General features: G+C 64.8%; 20 protein-coding genes. 14 read left to right on the top strand and 6 right to left on the bottom strand.

From position 1 onward, the window contains the following. Nucleotides 1-35 precede the first annotated feature (35 nt). From XI02_RS03215 to XI02_RS03200, 4 genes are read left to right on the top strand one after another with little or no spacing between them, the layout of a single operon-like run. Complete coding sequence (locus tag XI02_RS03215) at nt 36-503, top strand: phage tail protein (RefSeq protein ID WP_016839791.1); 468 nt, start codon at nt 36-38, stop codon at nt 501-503. 12 nt (nt 504-515) lie between these two features. After that, a complete protein-coding gene (locus XI02_RS03210) occupies nt 516-1,019 on the top strand; it encodes a phage tail protein (protein ID WP_016839792.1) in 504 nt (167 codons plus the stop codon). Between the two features lie 9 nt (nt 1,020-1,028). Then, complete coding sequence (locus XI02_RS03205; protein WP_016839793.1) at nt 1,029-1,556, top strand: phage tail protein; 528 nt, start codon at nt 1,029-1,031, stop codon at nt 1,554-1,556. After that, nucleotides 1,553-2,113 carry a GNAT family N-acetyltransferase gene (locus tag XI02_RS03200; RefSeq protein ID WP_172645988.1) on the top strand — a complete coding sequence of 187 codons (561 nt, stop codon included), beginning with the start codon at nt 1,553-1,555 and terminating at the stop codon, nt 2,111-2,113. The genes XI02_RS03205 and XI02_RS03200 overlap by 4 nt, the downstream gene beginning before the upstream one ends. Here XI02_RS03200 and XI02_RS03195 read toward each other — a convergent pair. After that, the gene (locus XI02_RS03195; protein ID WP_244980847.1) at nt 2,095-2,400 is read right to left on the bottom strand and encodes a hypothetical protein; all 306 of its coding nucleotides are present in this window, start codon (nt 2,398-2,400) and stop codon (nt 2,095-2,097) included. The two genes, XI02_RS03200 and XI02_RS03195, sit on opposite strands and share 19 nt — an antisense overlap. Before the next feature lie 501 nt (nt 2,401-2,901). On the opposite strand from XI02_RS03195, the gene XI02_RS03190 reads away from it, so the two are divergent. The 9 genes from XI02_RS03190 (at nt 2,902) to XI02_RS03150 (ending at nt 13,453) form a co-directional block, all read left to right on the top strand. Beyond that, complete coding sequence (locus XI02_RS03190) at nt 2,902-4,044, top strand: iron-containing alcohol dehydrogenase (protein WP_172645990.1); 1,143 nt, start codon at nt 2,902-2,904, stop codon at nt 4,042-4,044. Between the two features lie 81 nt (nt 4,045-4,125). Further along, nucleotides 4,126-5,676: an AMP-binding protein gene (locus XI02_RS03185; protein ID WP_069279228.1), complete on the top strand. Its 1,551-nt coding sequence runs from the start codon at nt 4,126-4,128 to the stop codon at nt 5,674-5,676. 122 nt (nt 5,677-5,798) lie between these two features. Beyond that, the gene (locus XI02_RS03180) at nt 5,799-6,497 is read left to right on the top strand and encodes a DUF2270 domain-containing protein (protein WP_244980848.1); all 699 of its coding nucleotides are present in this window, start codon (nt 5,799-5,801) and stop codon (nt 6,495-6,497) included. 76 nt (nt 6,498-6,573) lie between these two features. Beyond that, on the top strand, nt 6,574-7,461 hold the full coding sequence (locus XI02_RS03175; RefSeq protein WP_172645992.1) for a TauD/TfdA family dioxygenase: 888 nt from the start codon (nt 6,574-6,576) through the stop codon (nt 7,459-7,461). Between the two features lie 455 nt (nt 7,462-7,916). Next, nucleotides 7,917-9,512 carry an ABC transporter substrate-binding protein gene (locus XI02_RS03170; RefSeq protein WP_016848343.1) on the top strand — a complete coding sequence of 532 codons (1,596 nt, stop codon included), beginning with the start codon at nt 7,917-7,919 and terminating at the stop codon, nt 9,510-9,512. A gap of 90 nt (nt 9,513-9,602) precedes the next feature. Further along, nucleotides 9,603-10,550 (top strand): ABC transporter permease, encoded by a 948-nt coding sequence (locus XI02_RS03165; RefSeq protein ID WP_016848342.1) that lies wholly within the window; start codon nt 9,603-9,605, stop codon nt 10,548-10,550. 4 nt (nt 10,551-10,554) lie between these two features. Continuing rightward, complete coding sequence (locus XI02_RS03160) at nt 10,555-11,448, top strand: ABC transporter permease (protein ID WP_016848340.1); 894 nt, start codon at nt 10,555-10,557, stop codon at nt 11,446-11,448. Beyond that, a complete protein-coding gene (locus tag XI02_RS03155) occupies nt 11,448-12,461 on the top strand; it encodes an ABC transporter ATP-binding protein (protein WP_172645993.1) in 1,014 nt (337 codons plus the stop codon). The genes XI02_RS03160 and XI02_RS03155 overlap by 1 nt, the downstream gene beginning before the upstream one ends. Next, nucleotides 12,458-13,453: an ABC transporter ATP-binding protein gene (locus tag XI02_RS03150; protein ID WP_069279230.1), complete on the top strand. Its 996-nt coding sequence runs from the start codon at nt 12,458-12,460 to the stop codon at nt 13,451-13,453. Before XI02_RS03155 ends, XI02_RS03150 begins: the two co-directional genes overlap by 4 nt. A 133-nt stretch (nt 13,454-13,586) precedes the next feature. Here the strand turns inward: XI02_RS03150 and XI02_RS03145 are convergent, their stop codons facing one another. The 4 genes from XI02_RS03145 to XI02_RS03130 all read right to left on the bottom strand — a co-directional run bounded on the left by XI02_RS03145 (nt 13,587) and on the right by XI02_RS03130 (nt 19,786). Beyond that, nucleotides 13,587-15,566: an acetyl-CoA carboxylase biotin carboxylase subunit gene (locus XI02_RS03145; protein WP_172645994.1), complete on the bottom strand. Its 1,980-nt coding sequence runs from the start codon at nt 15,564-15,566 to the stop codon at nt 13,587-13,589. Beyond that, nucleotides 15,563-17,179 (bottom strand): acyl-CoA carboxylase subunit beta, encoded by a 1,617-nt coding sequence (locus XI02_RS03140; RefSeq protein WP_172645995.1) that lies wholly within the window; start codon nt 17,177-17,179, stop codon nt 15,563-15,565. The genes XI02_RS03145 and XI02_RS03140 overlap by 4 nt, the downstream gene beginning before the upstream one ends. Next, nucleotides 17,179-18,777 (bottom strand): AMP-binding protein, encoded by a 1,599-nt coding sequence (locus XI02_RS03135; protein ID WP_172645996.1) that lies wholly within the window; start codon nt 18,775-18,777, stop codon nt 17,179-17,181. Before XI02_RS03135 ends, XI02_RS03140 begins: the two co-directional genes overlap by 1 nt. 142 nt (nt 18,778-18,919) lie before the next feature. Then, nucleotides 18,920-19,786 (bottom strand): 3-keto-5-aminohexanoate cleavage protein, encoded by an 867-nt coding sequence (locus XI02_RS03130; protein WP_172645997.1) that lies wholly within the window; start codon nt 19,784-19,786, stop codon nt 18,920-18,922. A 213-nt stretch (nt 19,787-19,999) separates the two neighbouring features. On the opposite strand from XI02_RS03130, the gene XI02_RS03125 reads away from it, so the two are divergent. Further along, nucleotides 20,000-21,223 (top strand): ABC transporter substrate-binding protein, encoded by a 1,224-nt coding sequence (locus tag XI02_RS03125; RefSeq protein ID WP_172645998.1) that lies wholly within the window; start codon nt 20,000-20,002, stop codon nt 21,221-21,223. Between the two features lie 138 nt (nt 21,224-21,361). Here the strand turns inward: XI02_RS03125 and XI02_RS03120 are convergent, their stop codons facing one another. Beyond that, nucleotides 21,362-22,192, bottom strand: coding sequence for a helix-turn-helix domain-containing protein (locus tag XI02_RS03120; protein WP_016842249.1), 831 nt, complete (start codon nt 22,190-22,192; stop codon nt 21,362-21,364). Between the last annotated feature and the right edge of the window lie 22 nt (nt 22,193-22,214).

Here is a 22,214-nt window from a genome sequence, read left to right as displayed (position 1 = left end):
GATCGATGTCTCAACCATATCTCTCGGAAATCAGGATGATGTCGTTCGGCTACCCGCCCAAGGGCTGGGCGCTCTGCAACGGTCAGTTGCTGCCTATCAATCAGAACCAGGCATTGTTCTCGCTGTTTGGTACGACCTATGGCGGGAATGGCACGACGAATTTCGCGCTGCCCAATCTGCAGGGAAAAGTGCCGCTGCATATGGGTCAGGGCTTCACGCAGGGGCAGACCGGCGGCGAGACGTCCCACACGCTGACAATCTCCGAGATGCCGCAGCACCCGCACACATTTCAGGGCACGACCAACAATGCCGACAACGCCGTGCTCACCGGCAATCTGATGGCGACGTCAGCCAATCTCTATACGGCCGCGAACAATCTGACGACGCTGGACCCGAGCACCGTCGCCAATGCCGGAGGTTCGCAGCCTCACGAGAACATGCAGCCCTATCTCACGGTCAACTTCTGCATCGCTTTGCAGGGCATCTTCCCCTCCCGGAATTGAAGGACGCGCGCCATGGGCGAGCCATATGTTGGCGAGATACGCATGTTCGGCGGCAATTTTGCGCCGAACGGCTGGATGTTCTGCCAGGGACAAATCCTGGCGATCTCCCAGTACGACGTTTTGTTTAACCTGATCGGTACCACGTATGGCGGCGACGGCCAGTCGACGTTCGCTCTGCCGAACCTGCAGGGACGCCTGCCCATGCACCAGGGCAGCAGCTTCGTCATGGGGCAGAGCGCCGGCGTCGAGCAAGTGACGCTGACCACCCAGCAACTGCCCATCCACTCCCACCCGATGGCGGCATCCCTGAACAACGCGACCGGCAGCACGGTGACGGGCAACGTCGTCGGCGCCGTGGGTGCTACGCAGATTTACCGCGAGGTCCCGGCAGGTTCGGCGATGGCGAACCAGGCCTGCACATCCGTCGGCGGCAACCAGCCGCACGACAACATGCAACCTTACCTCTGCGTCAGCTTCATCATTTCAATGTTCGGCGTTTACCCGAGCCAAACCTAGGACGGGACCATGTCTGACCAATTCCTGGCCGAGATCCGTATTTTTCCGTTCAACTTCGCCCCCGTCGGGTGGGCCCTCTGCAACGGCCAGCTCATGCCGATCTCGCAGAACACCGCGCTGTTCTCCCTGCTCGGCACCACCTATGGCGGTGACGGCAAGAGCACCTTTGCGTTGCCCGACCTGCAAGGCAGTTCGCCGATGCAACCGGGGCAAAGCTCGTTTGGCACCTTGTATGGTCTCGGACAGTCCGGCGGCACGACGACGGTGACGCTGCTGCAATCCGAAATGCCCCTGCACAACCACGGGGTTCAGGGCAACATCAATCCGTCGAACCTCGCCACGCCCAGTCCGGTGCGGTCGCTTGCACGCGCAAACCCGGGGCAAGCCTACACGGCGACGTTGACCAACATTTCGCCGTTTTCGGCCATCAGTTCGATTATGCCGATCGGCGGCAGCCAGCCCCATAATAATATGATGCCCTATCTCACCCTGAGTTTCTGCATCGCATTGCAAGGCATTTTCCCGCAGCGGCCATGACGGATGGTTTGCGCACGGCTATTGTTCCCGCGGCGTCTGGGTGGACACGCGCCGCGGATGCCGGCCTGACGTTTCGCCGTATTGCGGACAGCGATTTAGCCTTCCTTGCGCGGCTCTATGCCTCGACCCGAACCGACGAACTGGCTGTGACGCCGTGGAGCGCCGAACAGAAGGCTGCTTTCCTGGCGATGCAGTTCCAGGCCCAGCATAGGCACTACCAGCAGTATTATCCGACGGCTGACTGGCTGGTGACGATGCGCGGCGGCGAGGATATCGGTCGTCTCTATGTCGACCGCTGGCCGGGCGAGCATTGCGTCATCGATATCGCCTTCCTGCCCGAACATCGCGGATCGGGTCTCGGCGGCGCGCTGATGCGCGACGTGCTCGACGAGGCCGCCCGCGCCGGCAAGGCCGTCTCGATCCACGTGGAGAAATTCAACCCCGCGATGCGGCTCTATCGCCGGCTAGGTTTCCTCACCGAGGAAGACAAAGGTGTCTACGACCTGATGCGCTGGCGGGCGGCGGGAGCTTCCGACCGTCAGGTGAAGACCGCCTGATAGCCATTGCCATCCGCGAGCGGACCGACCGGCACCAAAAAGATGTCCATCACGCCCAGCGCCGGATGCCGCACCGGATAGATCGCCTGCGGCAGCCACGCGCCCTTCGGGCCCGTGAACAACAGCGAGAACGCACCGCCCGGCCGACCGCTGTTGCCCGCGGGCTCGACCTTGGCGAGCTTCAGCTGCACGACGCGATCCCTCTCCGCCTGCATCTCGAACTCCGCATCCTGATGCGGCGTGAAGTCGTCAATGTGCAGTTTGGCGAGATCGACGGTGGATGTCATGCGCACGTCCCTGTTGCTTTTGAGGTGTAACACACGCCGCGATGTTGCCGTCAAGATTTCTGCCGGTCATCCGATTCGACCTGAAGCTTTCACCGTCATTCCGGGGCGCCCTCTGCTTCCAGGGGGAGGCAAGTAAACGCAAGACTCGGATGCAGCGCGCCGCGAGGATGCGGAGGTATGACTCACGCGGGCGCCACATATTCGATGTCGTCCCGGGCAAGCCAACGGGTCGGCGCGAAGTGCCGCCCGATGACAGGCTCCGCGCGACCCGGGACCCATAACCACCGATGCCAATTGTTTAGCCAGCGCTCGGGCCACAGCTCACTTCAACAACGCAACCCTATGGTTATGGGTCCCTGCTTTGGCAGGGACGACACCGGAATGGGCGACGCGACCGTATCAAACCGCCGGCAGGACCCTGATGACGGCTCCGATTTCCTCCGCTAACCTCGCCGCAAAGGGCCGCCAGCAAGGCGGACCGTGTTGAGGGAGGACAGGTGCGTGCATCGAGGCCGTGTCGTATTCGGCGCCATGGACGAGGTCGTGTTCGGGCGGCCCGCGCGTGAGGCCATCGTCGAGCAGCTGGACCGGCTGGGCGCCGAGCGCGCCTTTCTGATGGTGTCGGGCACGCTGAACCGCGAGACCGACGAGATCGAGAAGGTTCGCGCGGCGCTTGGGCCCCGCTGCGTCGGCACCTTCGACAAGATGCCGGCGCATACGCCGCGCGCGGCGGCGGAGCAGGCGCGCGGCGCGAAAGCGGATTTGATCGTCACGATCGGCGGCGGCTCGATCACCGACGGCGCCAAGGCGGTGCAGCTTTGCCTCGCCAACAACGTCACGACGTCCGACGGCATCGAGACGATCCGCACCCATGGCGGCGTCTCACCCGCGATGCATCCGCCGACCGTGCGCCAGATCAGCGTGCCGACCACCATCGCCGGCGGCGAGTTCTCCTCGATCGCCGGCGTCACCAACGAGGCCAAGCGGCAGAAGGAGATGCTGCGGCATCCGCTGGTGATGCCGCGCGCCACCATCCTCGATCCGGAACTGTCGGTGCACACGCCGGAATGGCTGTTCCTGTCGACAGGTATCCGCGCCGTCGACCATTGCGTCGAAGGCATCTGCTCGCGCGAGGCGCATCCTTACGGCGACGCGCAGGCGCTGAAGGGCCTCGAGATGCTGGCGACCGGCCTGCCGCGGGTGAAAGCCAACCCCAAGGATATTTCGGCGCGAATGGATTGCCAGATCGGCACCTGGCTCTCCACCGGCCCGCTCGCCTCGGGCGTGCCGATGGGTGCGAGCCACGGCATCGGCTACGTGCTCGGCGCCGAGTTCGACGTGCCGCACGGCTACACCTCGTGCGTGATGCTGCCCGCGGTGATGCGCTGGAACAAGCGCGACAATGCCGACCGGCAGGCGCTGGTCGCGGCCGCAATGGGGCATGCGGGCGCGGACGCCGGCGATGTGCTCGACCGCTTCATCCGCGACCTCGGCATGCCGCGCAGCCTGCAAGAGGTGCGCGTCGGCCCCGAGCATTTCGACCGCATCGCAACGCAAGCGATGCGAACGCCCTGGGTGCCGCGCAATCCGCGCAAGATCGACGATCCATCCCAGGTTCGCGAGATTCTGGAGATGGCTGCATAGAGCGTTTTCGAGCGAGGTGGGTACCGGTTCGCGTGAGGGAAACGCGTCAAGACAAGAATCTAAAGGGGGATGTGACGTTCGATGTACACCGGCAAGCATGCTTACCTGCGCCCGCTGCAACCCGCCTTCATCATGGCCGGGACCGGCGAGACCGTCACCTATCGTGAGCTCGAGGCGCGCTCCAACCGGCTCGCGCATCTGTTCCGCAAGCAGGGGCTGCGGCGGCTCGACCATTATTCGATCTTCATGGAGAACAACAACCGCTACCTCGAGGCCTGCGGCGCCGGCGAGCGCGCCGGGCTCTACTTCACCTGCGTCAACTCCTACCTCACCGCGGGCGAGCTCGCCTACATCCTGACCAACAGCCAGTCGCGGATCCTGATCACCTCGAAGCTGAAGCTCGACATCGCGCGCGAGGCGCTGAAGGAGTGTCCGCAGGTCGAGCTCTGCATCGTGGTCGACGGCGACAGCGAGAGCGAGCGCATCGTCGGGCTGCGCGAGGCCACCGCGGGCCTGCCGTCAACGCCGATCGCGGACGAATATGCCGGCACCGCGATGCTGTATTCCTCCGGCACCACCGGCCGGCCCAAGGGCATCGTGCGGCCGCTGCCGGAGCAGCCGCCGTCGCAGAACCTGCCGCTGTTCGATTTCCTGACCAAGCTCTGGCACTACCGCGAGGGCATGGTCTACCTCTCGCCGGCGCCGCTCTATCACTCGGCGCCGCAGGCCGCGGTCAATCTCACCATCCGGATGGGCGGCACGGTCGTCATCATGGAGAGCTTCGATCCGGAGCGCTATCTGCAGCTGGTCGAGAAATGGGGCATCACCCACAGCCAGCTGGTGCCGACCATGTTTTCACGTCTGCTGAAACTGCCCGAGGAAGTTCGCGCTCGCTACGATCTGTCGACCCTCGAGATTGCGATCCATGCCGCCGCGCCCTGCCCGGCGCTGGTCAAGGACGACATGATCAAATGGTGGGGTCCCATCATCCACGAATATTACGGCGCGACCGAGGGGCTCGGCTTCACCGCCTGCAACAGCGAGGAGTGGCTCGCGCATCGCGGCACCGTCGGCAGGGTCCTGCTCGGCGATCTGCATATCCTCGACGAGAACATGCAGCCCTGCCCGAAGGGAACGCCGGGCACAGTGTGGTTCAAGACCGCCACGCCATTCGAATATTTCAACGACCCCGCCAAGACCACCGAGGCGCGCTCGGCCGACGGCAGCATGAGCACGGTCGGCGACGTCGGCTATGTCGACGACGACAACTTCCTTTATCTCACCGATCGCGCCACCTTCATGATCATCTCCGGCGGCGTGAACATCTATCCGCAGGAATGCGAGAACCTGTTGATCACCCATCCCAAGGTCGCCGACGCCGCGGTGTTCGGCGTGCCCAATGTCGATCTCGGCGAGGAGGTGAAGGCGGTGGTGCAGCCGGTCGACGGCATCGCGCCGGGGCCGGAGCTTGCCGAGGAACTGATCGCGTTCTGCGCCAGCTCGCTGTCGCGCCAGAAAGTGCCGCGCTCGGTGGATTTCGAGGCCGAGCTGCCGCGGCTGCCGACCGGCAAACTCTACAAGCGCCTGCTGCGTGACCGCTATTGGGGCAACAAGACCTCGCGGATCGTGTGAACGGGCGATGCGTCGGGCCGGGCGAATGCAGCCGGAAGCGCCGGACAGCGTAACAAACTCGCCCGTCGCGCAGATTTCGCGCTATGCTCGGCGATCGCAAGCCAGCTTCGCCGGAGGCCGTCATGCCGTCGCCCCAGCCGCGCGAGCCGGAGCCGGTACAGGCCGGAAGGCTCGAATTCACCGCCGCCGAGATCGGTGCTCTCGCCCACCTCTATCGTGGCGAGATCTACCGCAGTACGGTCTGGCGCACCCGCCTCGACAGCTCGACCAACTGGGCGGTGGTGACGACCGGGATCGCGCTGTCGGCGACCTACAGCAGCGCGGAGGCTTCGCCCTTGCCGATGGTGCTGGTCGGCCTGCTGGTAACGGTGTTCCTGTTGTTCGAGGCGCGGCGCTACCGTTACTTCAACGTCTGGCGCGCCCGCGCACGGTTGCTCGAAACCGATTTCTACGCGCCGATGATCCGAGGCGAAGGTCCCTCGCCGAACTCGGACTGGACCGAGCTGCTTGCCAACGATTACCGCAACCCGAGATACCATATCAGCTATGTCCGGGCGATCGGCCGGCGGCTACGCCGAACCTATGGCTGGATTTTCGCGATCCAGGCCATCGCCTATTACGGCAAGCTCGCGATCCATCCGCTGCCATTGACCACAATGAGCGAGATCTGGGATCGCGCCTCGATCGGCCCGATTCCCGGAGCCATCGTGGTTCTGGCCGGCGTCGCATTCCACTCCAGCTGGGCGCTGTTCGCGTTCGTCACGCATCGCATCGAGATCGCCGATCGGCGCGCGCGGCGCAATCTGATCGCAATGGGATGAGGCGCGAGCCGCGTTGCCGGTGGCGGGCTTTTCCCCTAACCTCACCCCAACAAGAAAAGTCAGGGAGGACTTGCCGATGGAAGTGATCCCACTGCGTCAGGGCTTTGGCGCCGAACTGCGCGGCGTCACGCTGTCGGACGTTGCCGCCAGCGATGCCGCCTATGCGGCGGTGCGCGCGGCGTTCGAGGAACATTCGGTGCTGGTGTTCCGCGGCCAGGAGGTCAGCGACGACATCCAGCTCGCCTTCTCGCGCCGGTTCGGTCCGCCCGAGGTGACCAAGGTCGGTTCGATGGGCACCGGATCGCATTTCGTGATCCTCTCGACCTTCGGGCCCGACGGCAAGGTGGTTCCATCCGATCACCGGCAGCAGCTGCGCGCCAGGGCCAACCAGCTCTGGCACACCGATTCCTCCTTCAAGCGCTTGCCGGCGCTGACCTCGATCCTGTCGGCGCGCATCATTCCTGAACATGGCGGCGAGACCGAATTCGTCTCGATGCGGCTTGCCTTCGAGCGGCTCGACAAGGACACGGCGAAGCGGCTGGAGAACTCGTTCGCCTGGCACTCCTACGCGCATTCGCGCAGCAAGGTGGCCACGGGACTTGCAACAACCGAGGAAGTCGACGCGCTACCGCCGGTGTGCTGGCGCATGGTCTGGCGCAATCCCGTCAACGGCCGCGGCGCGCTGTATCTCGCCTCCCATGCCTATGGCGTCGAGGCCATGGATGCCGAGGCCGGCAAGGCGCTGATCGAGCAATTGACCGAAGCCGCGACCGCGCCCGGCGTCAGCTATCTGCACCAATGGAAGCAGGGCGACGTCGTGATGTGGGACAACCGCGCCACCATGCACCGCGGCCGCCCCTGGCCGGCGCATGAAGGCCGCCTGATGATTCGCACCACGATCTCCGCGACCGAGGCCGACGGCGTCGCCAACATGCACCTGCCCTCGCCGCAGGCGGCGGAGTGAGGTGAATGGCGATGCACCGTCATCCTGAGGAGCGCGTAGCGCGTCTCGAAGGATGCACGGCCCGGCTGGTGGCGTTCATCCTTCGAGGCTCGCTCCGCTCGCGCCTCAGCGACTGTGTTCTTCGTCAAGCGGGTTGCCATTGTTTTTGGTCCCTGAGCATGGATGACGGAGCTACATCGCGATTTGATCGGCGACAAACTGTCGCTGATTGCGGAAAGTCTCACGCCGCACACATCGGCGTCGGCAACCGAATTCAAACGGAGATTCGCCGCTGCAGAGCAAAACAACCGGAGTTCCCCGCAATCACAGCCATTCTTCCCGATCCGTGGAAATTTTAATGTTGTGGGGTCATCCGAATTGCCAATCCCCGCGCGATCCTCGCTGGTTGCCCGACAGCCTCACCGTGGTATCGTCGATGCCAATCGGCCATTGAGACCGAAATGTGGGAGGGGACCATGCGGAGCGTGCAAGCGCTGGCCGTCGCGGTGTTGTCTGTGCTGATCATCAGCGACGTTTCACGCGCAGCCGAGCCGAAATCAGGCGGCATCTTCAGGATCTATCACCGCGACAGCCCCGGCAGCGCCTCGATCCACGAGGGGGCGACCTATTCGCTGAACGTTCCGTTCATGCCGATCTTCAACAATCTCGTCATCTTCGACCAGCACATCGCCCAGAACAGCGCCAGCACGATCAGGCCCGAGCTTGCCGAGAGCTGGGCCTGGAGCGGCGACAACAAGACGCTGACCTTCAAGCTGCGCAAGGACGTGAAATGGCACGACGGCAAGCCGTTCACCGCGGCCGATGTCAAATGCACCTTCGACATGCTGATGGGCAAGTCGCAGCAGAAGTTCCGGCAAAACCCGCGCAAGTCCTGGTACGAACAAGTCGAGGAGGTCACGACCAACGGCGACTATGAGGCGTCGTTCAAGCTGAAGCGGCCGCAGCCGGCGCTGCTGTCGCTGCTCGCCTCGGGCTATTCGCCGGTCTATCCCTGCCATGTGTCGCCGGCCGAAATGCGCACCAAGCCGGTCGGCACCGGCCCGTTCAAGTTCGTCGAGTTCAAGGCCAACGAGTCGATCAAGCTCACCAAGAACCCGGACTACTTCAAGAAGGGCCTGCCTTATCTCGACGGTATCGAGTTCACCATCATCCCGAACCGCTCGACCGCGATCCTCGGCTTCGTCTCCGGCAAGTTCGACATGACGTTCCCGACCGAGGTCTCGATCCCGCTGCTCAAGGACGTCAAGTCGCAGGCGCCCAATGCGGTCTGCGTGGTGGAACCGAACAACGTCTCCACCAACATCATCATCAATTCGACCGCGCCGCCGTTCGACAATCTCGACATCCGCCGCGCGCTGGCGCTGGCGCTCGACCGCAAGGCGTTCATCCAGATCATGTTCGAGGGCCAGGGCGACATCGGCGGTACCATGGAGCCCGCGCCGGACGGGCTGTGGGCGATGCCGAAGGACATGCTGGAGCAGATCCCCGGCTACGGTCCCGACATCGAGAAGAACCGCGAGGAAGCCCGCAAGCTGATGCAGAAGGCGGGCTATGGCCCGGACAAGCACCTGCAGATCAAGGTCTCGACCCGCAACATCGCGGTCTATCGCGACCCCGCGATCATCCTGATCGACCAGATCAAGAGCATCTACATCGACGCCGAGCTCGACGTCGTCGACACCGCGCAATGGTTCCCGAAGATCGCCCGCAAGGACTATTCGCTCGGCCTCAACCTCACCGGCAATGCCGTCGACGAGCCCGACCAGTCGTTCTACGAGAACTATGCCTGCGGCTCGGAGCGGAACTACACCAATTATTGCAACAAGGAGATCGAGAAGCTGTTCGACCAGCAGTCGGAAGAGACCAACACCGACAAGCGCAAGAAGCTGGTCTGGGAGATCGACAAGAAGCTGCAGGAAGACGTCGCGCGTCCGATCATCTTCCATGCCCGCACCGGCACCTGCTGGCAGCCTTACGTGAAGAATGTCACGATCATGTCCAACAGCTCATATAACGGCTATCGTTACGAAGACGTCTGGCTGGACAAGTAGGCGTAGCGTTTTCGAGCGAAGTGAATACCGGTTCGCGTAAAGACACGCGTCGGAAGACAAGACACAGGCGGGATCAGGGAGAGAGCCAGGGTGTTTGCCTATATCGTGCGGCGGCTGTTCCTGATGCTCGTGACCCTGTTCGGGATCTCGATCATCATCTTCGTGCTGCTGCGCGTCGTTCCCGGCAACATCGTCGACATCCTGTTCGACGCCGCGGGCTTCGTCGATCCCGCCGACAAGGCCAATCTCGAGCGCGAGCTCGGCCTGAGCCAGCCGATCGTGATCCAGTATCTGCACTGGATCGGCGGCCTGCTGCACGGGGACCTCGGCTATTCCTACGTCTCGGAGAAGCCGGCGCTGGAGGAAATCCTGCCGCGGATTCCGATCACGGCGCGGCTTGCCGGACTGGCGCTATTGTTCTCCGCCTCGATCGGCATTCCGCTCGGTGTCATCAGCGCCGTCCACCAGGGCTCACGGCTCGATTATGCGCTGCGCGTCGTCAGCCTCAGCGGCCTGTCGCTGCCGTCATTCTGGCTCGGCCTGCTGATCCTGATGGCCTCGGTCTCGCTGTTCGGCACCATGCCGATCTTCAATCCAAACCCGAAGACCTGGCTCGAGGCGCTGACCATCTATGCCGTGCCGGCGATGGCGGTCGGCTTCCGCAGCGCGGCGCTCACCATGCGCATCACCCGCTCCTCGATGCTGGAGATCCTGCGCCAGGACTATATCCGCACCGCGCGCGCCAAGGGCGCCTCCGAGGCCTCCGTGAACTATCACCACGCGCTGAAGAACGCGGTGCTGCCCGTCATCACCGTGATCGGCATCGAGGCCGCGTTCCTGATCGGCGGCCTGATCGTCACCGAGACCGTGTTCAACATCCCCGGCATCGCCCGCTTCCTGGTCGAGGCACTGCGCTGGCGCGACTATCCGATCGTGCAGAACCTCGTGATGTTCATCGCCGTCGTGGTGGTGGTTGTGAATTTCATCGTCGACATGCTCTACGCGGCGATCGATCCACGTATCCGGTTTGGAGACTGAGCGCGTGGCAACAATCAACTTCGACAGCGAATTGCGACGTGCCGGGGCCAACGCCACCGGTGGCTGGGGACGGTTTGCATTCCTCGCGCAGCGCCACGTGCTCGGCACGGTCGGCCTCGTCATCATGCTGCTGTTCGTGCTAACCGCGATCTTCGCTAACGTCATCAGCCGCTACGATCCGCTCAGCGTCGATTCCGCGCACCGGCTGGCAGCGCCGTCCGCGCTGCACTGGTTCGGCACCGACTCCTTCGGCCGCGACGTCTGGAGCCGCATCATCCACGGCGCGCGGATCTCGCTCGCGGTCGGCATCGGCTCGACGACGCTCGGCGCCACGCTCGGCGTGATCGTGGGCCTCGCCTCCGGCTATCTCTCCGGCTGGGTCGACCTCGTGTTCCAGCGGGTGACCGACATCCTGCAATCGCTGCCGCTCTTGGTGCTCGCGCTCGTGATGACGGCGGCGCTCGGCCCCTCGCTGCCGAACGTGATCCTGGCGATCGCAATTCCCCTGATCCCGACGGTCGCACGCGTGATCCGCGCCAACACGCTGGCGCTGCGCGAGCAACCGTTCGTCGAGGCCGCCAAATCGATCGGCATGAGCGAGATGCGGATCGCGCTGCGCCACGTGCTGCCCAACACCATCGCGCCGCTGATCGTGCTCGCCACCGCGCAACTCGGCTCGACCATCCTGACCGAAGCGTCGCTGTCGTTCCTTGGCCTCGGCATCCCCGAGCCTTATCCGTCCTGGGGTCGCATGCTGTCCGAATCCGCCGCCGAATATGTCCGCACCGCGCCGTGGCTCGTCATCTTCCCCGGCATTGCGATCAGCCTCGCGGTGTTCGGCACCAATCTGTTCGGCGATGCGTTGCGCGATATTCTCGATCCGAGGCAGCGCGGCTGATGAGCGAGGCCAAGACGCTCGATACGGTTCTCGACGTGAAGAACCTGCAAACGGTGTTCTTCACCAACTCCGGTCTGTTCCGCGCGGTCGACGACGTCTCGTTCTCGGTCCGTCGCGGCGAGACGCTGGCGATCGTCGGCGAGTCCGGCTGCGGCAAGAGCGTCAGCGCGCTGTCGATCATGCGGCTGGTGCCCGATCCGCCCGGCCGCATCGTCGGCGGCTCGGTGACGCTCGAGGGCACCGACCTGCTGAAGCTCGACGATGCCGCGATGCGCGACATCAGGGGCAACCGCATCTCGATGATCTTCCAGGAGCCGATGACCTCGCTCAATCCGGTGATGCGCATCGGCGACCAGATCATCGAGGCGGTGCGACTGCACCAGAAGGTGAGCAGCAAGGAGGCCTGGAAGCAGGCCGTCGACATGCTGCGGCTGGTACGCATCCCGGAGCCGGAGCGCCGCGCGCTGGAATATCCGCATCAGCTCTCCGGCGGCATGCGCCAGCGCGCCATGATCGCAATGGCGCTGGCGTGCCGGCCGGCGCTCCTGATCGCGGACGAGCCGACCACGGCGCTCGACGTCACCATCCAGGCGCAGATCCTGGCGCTGATCGTCGATCTGCAAAAGCGGCTCGGCACCGGGCTGATCCTGATCACCCACGACCTCGGCGTCATCGCGCAAACCGCGCAGCGCGTGATCGTGATGTATGCCGGCAAAAAGGTCGAGGAGGCGACGGTCGAAGCTTTGTTCGAGACGCCGCTGCATCCCTACACGCGCGGGCTGATGGCCTCGATGCCGGCGGTGATCGCGCTCGGCGCCAAGACCGATGCGCGGCTGACAGAAATCCCCGGCATGGTGCCGTCGCTGACCAGGCTGCCGCCCGGCTGCGCCTTCGCGCCGCGCTGCAAGCTGGCGGTCGACCGCTGCCGGCAGGAGTATCCACCGCTCGACGAGATCAAGAGCAATCATTGGGCTGCGTGCTGGCGCGCCGGCGAGATAGCGGAGGCGTCATGACCGAACAACGCCCGCTCCTCGAGGTGACCGACCTCGTCAAGCACTACGCGGTGCGCGGCGGTGTGCTGCGCCGGCAGGTCGGCACCGTGCATGCGGTCGACGGCGTCAGCTTCGCGCTTGGCGCCGGCGAGACACTTGGCTTGGTCGGCGAATCCGGCTGCGGCAAGTCGACGGTGGCGCGCACCGTGCTGCGGCTGGTCGAGCCGACCAGCGGCGCCATCAAGCTGGATGGCGAGGACATCGCGCCGCTCAGCAAGACCGCGCTGCGGCCGTACCGGCGCTCGATGCAGATCGTGTTCCAGGATCCGTTCGCCTCGCTCAACCCGCGCATGACGGCCGGCGACATCGTCGGCGAGCCCCTCATTGTACATGGCCTTGCGACCGGCGCGAAAAGGCAGGAGCGTGTCGCGGAGCTGTTCCAGCAGGTCGGCCTGCGGCCCGACCAGATGAAGAATTTCCCGCACCAGTTCTCCGGCGGCCAGCGCCAGCGCATCTGCATCGCGCGCGCGCTGTCGCTCGGGCCGCGGCTGATCGTCTGCGACGAGCCGGTCTCGGCACTCGACGTCTCGATCCAGGCGCAGGTGATCAATCTGTTGATCGACCTGCAGCGCCAGCAGAACTTCTCCTATCTGTTCATCGCGCACGATCTCGCTGTCGTCGCCCATATCAGCCACCGCGTCGCGGTGATGTATCTCGGCCGCATTGTCGAGATCGCCGACAAGCACGAGCTGTTCGCCAATCCGCGCCATCCCTACACCCAGGCGCTGCTCGCCTCGGTGCCGATCGCCGATCCGAAGGCGAAACGCACCGCCCCCCTGATTGACGGCGATGTCCCGAGCCCGATCAATCCACCTTCAGGCTGCGCCTTCCACACCCGCTGCCGCTACGCGATGGATCACTGCAAGACGGAACGCCCGGTGCTACAGGCGGCCGGCCCGGCGCATCAGGTCGCCTGCTGGCTGAATGACGGGACGGGGCAAGCGGCCTCATAAATCAGTGTCGTCCCGGCGAAGGCCGGGACCCATTACCCCGAATGCCCGTTGATTTGCCAAACTGGGGCCACAGCTTGCTCCAACAACATACAGCGGTGGTTATGGGTCCCGGCCTTCGCCGGGACGACAGTCTTTATGCCGCCGCCTCGATCTCCACCACGATCTTCCCCGTCGTCACCTGCTCGCCCTCGGCAACATCGATCGACGACACCGTGCCTGCGACGCCGGCAGTGTGGACGTGCTCCATCTTCATCGCTTCCAGCGTCATCACCGGCTGGCCGGCCGCGACCTTGTCGCCCGGCTTCACCAGCACCGCGACGACCCGGCCGTTCATGGCGGCGCGGACCTTGCCGTCGCCGCCGGCCGCCGTCGCGCTCTCCGGCGGCGCAAGCGTGAGATCGCGCGCGGCCAGCGTGACGCCGCGATGCAAGATATAGAGCCGATCGCCATCGCGCAGGAATTGGGCATGCTCCATCACCCCATCGTGGTGGAAGCGGATGCTGTTCTGACCAAGCTCGTCGATCACGAAGCTGAAGCGATCGCCGTTGCGGGTCGCGAGATAGCTGCCGTCGCGCTCGCGGACAATCTCGATCTCCTGCACGCCGTGACCGAGATCGATCCGCAGGCCGAGCGGGAATGTCGCTGCGAGCGACCGGCCGCGCTGCCATGGCGGGGCGTGCGGATTGGTGACGTAGAGCAGCAGCGCCGCAAGCGCGACATCGCTGCCGCGATCGGGCCGGACCGCGAGCAGCGCATCGCGATTGTCGCCGATGAAGGCCGTGGTCGCCTCACCCCTGGCAAAGACCGGATGGCGCAGGCAGTCGATCAGGAAGCCTTGGTTGGTGGTGACGCCGAAGGCCGTGACCTGCTCGAGGGCACAGATCAGCTTGCCGCGCGCTTCATCGCGGGTCGCGCCGTGGCTGATGACCTTGGCGATCATCGAATCATAGAACGGCGGAATCTCCGAGCCGGACTGCAGCGCGTGCTCGACGCGGATGCCGTCGGGCATCTGCCACTGCGCCATCCGGCCGGATTGCGGCATGAAATCGTGCGCGGCATCCTCCGAGCAGAGCCGGACCTCGATGGCATGGCCGGAGAACTTGATGTCCTCCTGGGTCAAGCCGAGCGGCGCGCCACTGGCGACGCGCAGCTGCAATTCGACCAGATCGAGCCCGGTGATCGCCTCGGTGACGGGATGCTCGACCTGCAGCCGCGTATTCATCTCCATGAAGTAGAAATTTCCGGCGCGATCGAGCAGGAACTCCAGCGTGCCCGCACCCTCGTAGCCGATCGCCTTGACCGCCTGCACCGCGACCGCGCCCATCCGCGCGCGCAGCTCCGGCGTCACCGCCGGCGACGGCGCCTCCTCGACCAGTTTCTGGTGCCGCCGCTGCACCGAGCAATCGCGCTCACCGAGATGGATGGCGTTGCCATGGCGGTCGCCGAACACCTGGATCTCGATGTGGCGGGGATTGACGATCGCGCGCTCCAGAATGACGGTCGGATCGCCGAACGCGCCCTGCCCCTCCGACCGCGCGCTGCGCAGCGCGTCGGGAAATGCCGCCGCATCGGTGACCAGCCGCATGCCGCGGCCGCCGCCGCCGGCGACCGCCTTGATCATGACCGGAAAACCAATGGCCCTGGCTTCCGCCAGCATCACGGCATCGCTCTGGTCGGCGCCCTGATAGCCGGGCACGCAGGGCACGCCGGCCCGCTGCAAGATCTCCTTGGCGCCGGCCTTGTTGCCCATCGCAAGGATCGCTTCCGGCGACGGACCGATGAACACCAGACCCGCATCGCGGCAGGCCTGCGCAAAATCCTCGTTCTCGGCGAGGAAACCATAGCCGGGATGCACCGCGCCGGCGCCGCTCGCCTTGGCGGCGGCGATGATCGCATCGATCTTCAGATAGGATTGCGCCGGCAGCGCCTCGCCGATCCGCACCGCCTGGTCGGCCTCGCGCACATGCAGCGCGTCGCGGTCGGCGTCCGAATAGACCGCGACGACGCCATGGCCGAGCCGCCGTGCCGACCGCATGATGCGCAGCGCGATCTCGCCGCGATTGGCGATCAGGATCTTGAAGAACGGCGTCCGCTTCACGATGGTACCGCTCATGGCCGCGCCACCGAGAACTGCATGCGCTGCGGGGTGCGGGCCTCGGCCTCGCGGCAGATCGAAAGCACCTCTGACAGCACCGTCCGCGTGTCGCGCGGATCGATCACGCCGTCGTCGAGCACGCGGGCGCTGGTCGAGAACACGTCCATCTGGCTGTCGAACACCCCTGTGATCTGCGCCTTCATCGCGTCCAGCTTCTCCTTCTCGATCGGCTTGCCGCGCCGCGCGGCGGCGGCTTCGGTGACGATCGCCATGGTTTCGGCGGCCTGCTCGCCGCCCATCACGGCGGTCTTGGCGTTGGGCCAGGAGAAGCAGAAGCGCGGGTGGAAACCGCGGCCGCACATGCCGTAATTGCCGGCGCCGAACGAGGCGCCGCAATACAGCGTGATCTGCGGCACCGTCGCCGAGGTCACCGCCTGGATCATCTTCGAGCCGTGCTTGATCATGCCGGCCTCTTCATAGGCTCGGCCCACCATGTAGCCGGTGGTGTTGTTCATGTAGAGGATCGGCGTGCGCGACTGGCAGCAGGCCTGGATGAAATGCGTCGCCTTGTTGGCGCCGGGCACATCGAGCGGGCCATTATTGGTGATGATGCCGATCGCTTGGCCCTGGATGCGGGCATGGCCGCAGACCGTCGCCGGACCGTAATCGGCGCCGAATTCGGTGAAGTCGGAATCGTCGATGAAACGCGCGATCGCCTGGCGCATGTCGACGGGACGCTTGTGATCCATCGGCATGATGCCGAGCAGTTCCTCGGCGTCATAGCGCGGCGGCTTGAACGCAGCCGAGTCGCGGTCCGGACGATCCCAAGGCAGCTTGGCCATGATGTCGCGCGCGATGCGCAGTGCATCGCGGTCGTCCTCGGCGAGATAATCGCCGAGGCCCGAAATCGAGGTGTGCATCTCGGCGCCGCCGAGCTCCTCCTCGGTCGCGATCTCGCCGGTGGCGGCCTTGAGCAGAGGCGGACCGGCGAGGAAGGCGCGGGTGCGGCCGCGCACCATCACGATGTAGTCGGACAGGCCCGTCTGGTAGGCGCCGCCCGCGGTCGAGGAGCCGTGGGTGACGGTGACGACGGGAAGCCCCGCCGCCGACAGCCGCGCCAGGTTGCGGAAGATGTTGCCGCCGCGGACGAAGTCCTCGACACGGTAGCGCAGCAGATTGGCGCCGGCGCTCTCGACCAGCTGCACATAGGGCAGCTTGTTCTCCAGCGCGAGTTCCTGCACCCGCAGCGTCTTGTCGAGGCCGTAGGGCTGCAACGCGCCCGCGTCGATGCCGGCATCATTGGCGCTGACCATGCAGCGGATGCCGGAGACGAATCCGATGCCGGCGACCAGTCCGCCGCCGGGCACGCTCTTGTCCGCATCCGCCACGTCGAACATGTAGCCGGCGAGCGTCGACAGTTCGAGGAAGGGCGAGCCGGGATCGAGCACCAGCGCGACGCGCTCGCGCGGCAACAGCTGGCCACGCTTGTGGAAGCGGTCCTTTGCCACGGCGGAGGCGGCGCGCGTCCGCTCCTCCAGGGCGCGCATCCGGGCGATCAACGCCAGCATGCCGTCGCGATTGCCCTGGAACGCGGCGCTGCCGGTGGAAATCGTGTTCTCGATGATGGCCACTAGGCGCGCTCCACAAAATGCCCACTGTATTGCTGCCGCAGCTCGACCTTGCGCAGCTTGCCGGTCGCGGTCATCGGCATCTCCTCGAGGATACGCACCAGCTTCGGCACCTGGAAGCCACCGAGATGCTTTCTGCAATGCGCCTCGATGCCGGCCTCGTCGGCCACCGCGCCGGGTTTCAGCTTGACGAAGGCGGAGACCGCCTCGCCCCATTGCGGATGCGGCAGGCCGACCACGGCGGCGTTCTGCACGGCGGGGTGCGCCAGCAACGTCTCCTCGATCTTGACGGAGGCAACGTTCTCGCCGCCCGACTTGATCATATCCTTCTTGCGGTCGAGGAACAGCACCTCGCCATTGCCGTCGATCAGGGCAAGATCGCCGGTATGATGCCAGCCGAACTTGCGCGCCTCCTCGGTCGATTTGGGGTCCTTGTAGTAGCCCATCATCACATTGGGCCCGCGATGCACCAGCTCGCCGATCTCGCCGCGCGGCAGCAGGTTGCCATTGTCGTCCATGATCGCGGTCTCGTTGACGATCAGCGATTCGCCCCAATAGTTGCCGAAGCGGTCGAGCTGCACCTCCGGGCGGGACATCGTCGTCGCCGGATACATCTCGGTCTGGCCGCTGGACAGCACGAAGTTCGGACAGAGATCGGCGATGGCGCGCTCGAGCAGCGGCTTGCCCATCGGCGCCATGGTGTAGATGCAGCAGCGCAGGCCCGACAGGTCGTAGTCGCGCCGGCGCGGATGGTCGAGGATCGCCTGGTACATCAAGGACAGGCCGACGAACACGGTGAGCTTATCGCGCAGGATCGCCTCCATGCAGGCGACCGGGTCGAAGCCGCGCATCAGCGCCATGCGGCCGCCGACCGAGAGATAGCTGAGCAGCAGCACGTGGCCGGCGCAGTGGAACAGCGGAAACTGTCCGGTGATCCCGTCATCGCGCGAGAGCTGCATCTCGATGCAGTTGCTCATCACGGCCATGACCACGGCAAGGTGGCAATGCATCGCGCCCTTCGGCCGCGAGGTCGTGCCTGACGTATAGATGATCATCGCGAGGTCGCGGTCGTTGATCTCGATGTCAGGCTCGATATCGGACTGCCCCTCCAGCAGACCGTTGAACTCCCGCAATCCGGTCTTGCCGGCATTGCCGGTCAGGTCGATCGCGATCATCTCCATGCCGCGCGCTTCCAGCGCGGCGCGGCGGTCAGCCTGGGCATGAAGGGCGTCGTCGATGACGGCGAACCGCACCTCGGCATGGCCGAGAATGTAGTCCATGTCAGACGGTCCGAGCATGGTGTTGATGGGCACCCAGACCAGGCCCGCGCGGTGAATACCGAACAGCGCTTTGACGAATTCGACGGAGTTGTTGCAGATGGTGGAAATCTTCTCGCCCGGCTTCAGCCCGCGCTGCACCAGATGATTGGCGAAGCGATTGGCGTCACGCTCGAGCTCGGTGAAGGTGACCTGCCGGCCGCCGTCGGTCAACGCGACGCGATCCGGAAATCGCCGCGCGGCACGCTTCAGGAGGTCACCGATCGCGACCCGCCCGATGCGGCCCGGCCCGGTGACGCCACCGGTTGCTGCGAGATTGTGCATGTATGTCCTCCTGCCTCGTCATTGCGAGGAGCTCGCGACAAAATTGCAAAGCAATTTTGCGCTGAAGCGACGAAGCAATCCATACTGTCCAAACGGCAAGATGGAGTGCTTCGCTGCGCTCGCAATGACGGCTGGCGTGTCCCTATTGCCTGACCCCGAAAATCTGCCGCGCTTCCGCGGGGCTCGCGATCTCGCGGCCGGCGCGGCGCGCGCAGGCGGCGAGCCCTTCGACGAGCTGTCCGTTCGACGTCACCTTGGTGCCGTCGCCGAGATAGAACGTATCCTCGAGCCCGCTGCGCAGATGGCCGCCGAGATCGGCGGCGCGCTGATGCAGCGGCCAGATCTCGGCGCGGCCGATCGCGGTGACCTGCCAATGCGCCTCCGGCGCCTTCAGCTTCAAGAGGATCGGCAACAGCTCCGGATCGGCCGGCATGCCCGAGGCGACGCCCATGACGAAATTGTATTCGAGCGGGCCGGAATACATCCCGGTCTGCCGGTACATGCCGACGCAGCGCACGATGCCGACATCGAAGCATTCGAATTCGGGAATGGTGCCGGCCGCTTTCATCACGTCGAGATAGTCCTGCACCTTCTCGACGGCGTTATCGAACATCATCGGCGGCCAGGCCCAGGTGTTGTCGGCCTTCACCTTGAGATAGTTCAGCGAGCCGGCATTGCAGGCCGCGATCTCGGGCCGGGTTTCGCGCACGCAATCGAGCGCGCCCTGGTAGTTCGGGCCTGACGTGCCGGTGGTGTGGTTGATGATCACGCCGGGGCAGGCCTCGCGGATCGCCTGCTGGATTTCCTTGCTGACGCCGACGTCCCACGACGGCAGATGGCCCTTGTTCGGCTCTTGCTGCCGCAGATGGATGTGCATGATGCTGGCGCCGGCGTTGAACGCGGCCTTGGCCTCGCGCGCCATCTGTTCCGGCGTCACCGGAACGTTGTGCTGCTTCGGGTCGGTAAGCACGCCGTTCAGCGCGCAGGTGATGACGGCCTTGTCGCTCATGGGTCTCTTGTCCGCTTTGCAGCGCACATGCGCTGCTGATCTTGCCATGATGAGAACTTTGCCTTCGCGCCATCTTGCGTTGACTGGCTAAGTGGATGCGCTCACGACACAATCCGCCGCCAGCTGGTTAACACAAGACGCGACGCCCGCGTGACGCATAGCCTTGCTGTAAGCAGAAGCGGCGCAACAAGCCGGCATCACGGGGAGAAAGTCATGATCTCGATCAACCGGCGCGCATGGCTTACCGGCGCGGCAGGCGTGGGGCTTGCCGCAGTCGCAGGCGTCCGAGCTTCACTTGCCGAGGACACGCCCGGCGTCACCGCGACCGAGATCAGGATCGGCAGCACCACCTCCCTGAGCGGCCCGGTGTCCGCGCTCGGCGTACAGGCGCGCTGCCAGGAAGCCTATTTCAAGATGCTGAACGAGCAGGGCGGCATCGCCGGCCGGCAGATCAAGTACATCTACTACGACGACGCGTTCAATCCGGCGAAGACGGTCGAGCAGGTGCGCCGCCTGATCGAAAGCGACAATGTCGCCTTCCTGTTCAACATGCTCGGCACCGCGCCGAACTCGTCGGTCGTCAAATACATCAACGCCACCAAGGTGCCGCATCTGTTCCTGTCGGTGAACGGCGACAAATGGGGCGACTACAAGACCTATCCCTGGACCATGGGCTTTGCGCCGAGCGCGCGGACCGAGGCGCAGGTGTTCGTCAAATACGCGCTGAGCCAGAACAAGAACGCGAAATTCGCGGTGCTCTACCAGAACGATGATCTCGGCAAGGATTTCGTCGCCGGAGCCAAGGACGTGCTCGGCGAGCGGTTCGCGACCGCAGCCGTGGTGGCCTCGCACGAGGTCACCGATCCCACGATCGATTCCCAGATCGTGGCGCTGCGCGGCGCCAATCCCGATGTGCTGATCTCGGGCACCACGGCAAAGTTCTGCGCGCAGTCGATTCGCAAGATCTTTGAGCTTGGCTGGAAGCCGATGCACTTCATCGCCAGCGGCGCCGCCTCGATCTCATCGACCATTGCGCCTGTCGGCCTCGACAAGTCGCAGGGCACGATCTCGTCGGCCTATGTCAAGGACGTCGCCGACCCTGCCTGGGCCAATGATCCCGGCGTGAAGAACTTCCTCGCCTTCATGGAAAAGTACTTCCCCGACGGCAATCCGAAGGAGGGCTACAACCTCTACGCCTACACGGTGGCGCAGGTCTTGAAGATCGTGCTCGAGCAATGCAAGGGCAATTTCAGCCGCGACAACATCATGGCGCAGGCCAACAACCTGAAGGACATCGAGGTCCCGACGCTGTTGCCCGGCATCCGCGTCAACACCAGCCCGACCAATCATCACCCGCTGCAGCAGCTTCAGCTGCAACGGATCGAAGGGCCCGGCTGGCTGCGGTTCGGCGAGGTGATCCAGGGCGCGAATTTGTGAATGGAGAAGAATCCCAAGTGTCGTCCCGGCGAAAACCGGGACCCATACCCACCATTGTCATGATTTAAAAGCGCGTCTGCCATCCCGCATCACGGATAGATCACGCGGTATGGGTCCGGCTTTCGCCGGGACGACAGTCTAAGTCAATGCGCGCTCGCTTGCCGCCTGTCCGGTGCGATAGATCGCAAGGTCCCGCGAGCCGGAGAAGATCGCGCGCGGCTTCAAGCCATAGAAGCGACGAATCGAATGACTGAAATGCGTCGAGTCGGGATAGCCGATATCCTGCGCGAGATGCGCGAGGTTGATGTCCTGGTTGGCGAAGTGCAGCAGATGCCGCGCGCGTTTCCAGGCGCGGAAGGAGCGGAACGAGATCCCGGTCTCCTCCTTGAACAGATGCAGGAAGCGCGAGGGCGATAGCCCGGCCTCGGCGGCGCAGCCTGCCGCCGTCACCGGCTCGCCGGAGAACTGCCCGATGCGGCCGATCGCGCGCACGACACGCGGATCGAGCACACGCTGCGGCAGCGCGTCGCCGAAGCACATGGTATCGAACTCGGCATTCGCGATCGCATCGCGATGCTGCATCTCGGCGAGCGTCGCATAGGCGTTTCGGATGCGATTGGCGAACAGATGAGAGTCCGGTCCTTGCAAACGGCGGGCGACCGCCTCAAGCGTGCCGTCGGGCACACTCTCCGGCTCGATCGCGACGCAGATCGCCGAGCGATATTCGCTGGTGATGGTGTGGCGCAGGTTCGGCATCGTCACCGCGATCTCGCCATGCGACTCGCGGCCGTCGCTGGTCGACAGATGCAGCCCGTCGCGGATCGCGACATAGACATGGAATGCGCCGGGACAGCGCTCGCGCGGGCGTCCGAGCAGCCCGGCATAGAACACCCGTTCCGGCGTAATCAGCATCCGGTGACCGGATTGCTGGCTGGAGCTCTGGCACTTCGCGTCCACGATCGCGTCCATGGCGGTTCCTCCTCGCGCGGCT

It is taken from the genome of Bradyrhizobium sp. CCBAU 21365 (genome assembly GCF_015291305.1).
In the GTDB taxonomy this organism is placed as follows: domain Bacteria; phylum Pseudomonadota; class Alphaproteobacteria; order Rhizobiales; family Xanthobacteraceae; genus Bradyrhizobium; species Bradyrhizobium elkanii.
Note: the sequence above shows the minus strand (reverse complement) of the source record. Positions and strands in the feature narration are given on the sequence as shown.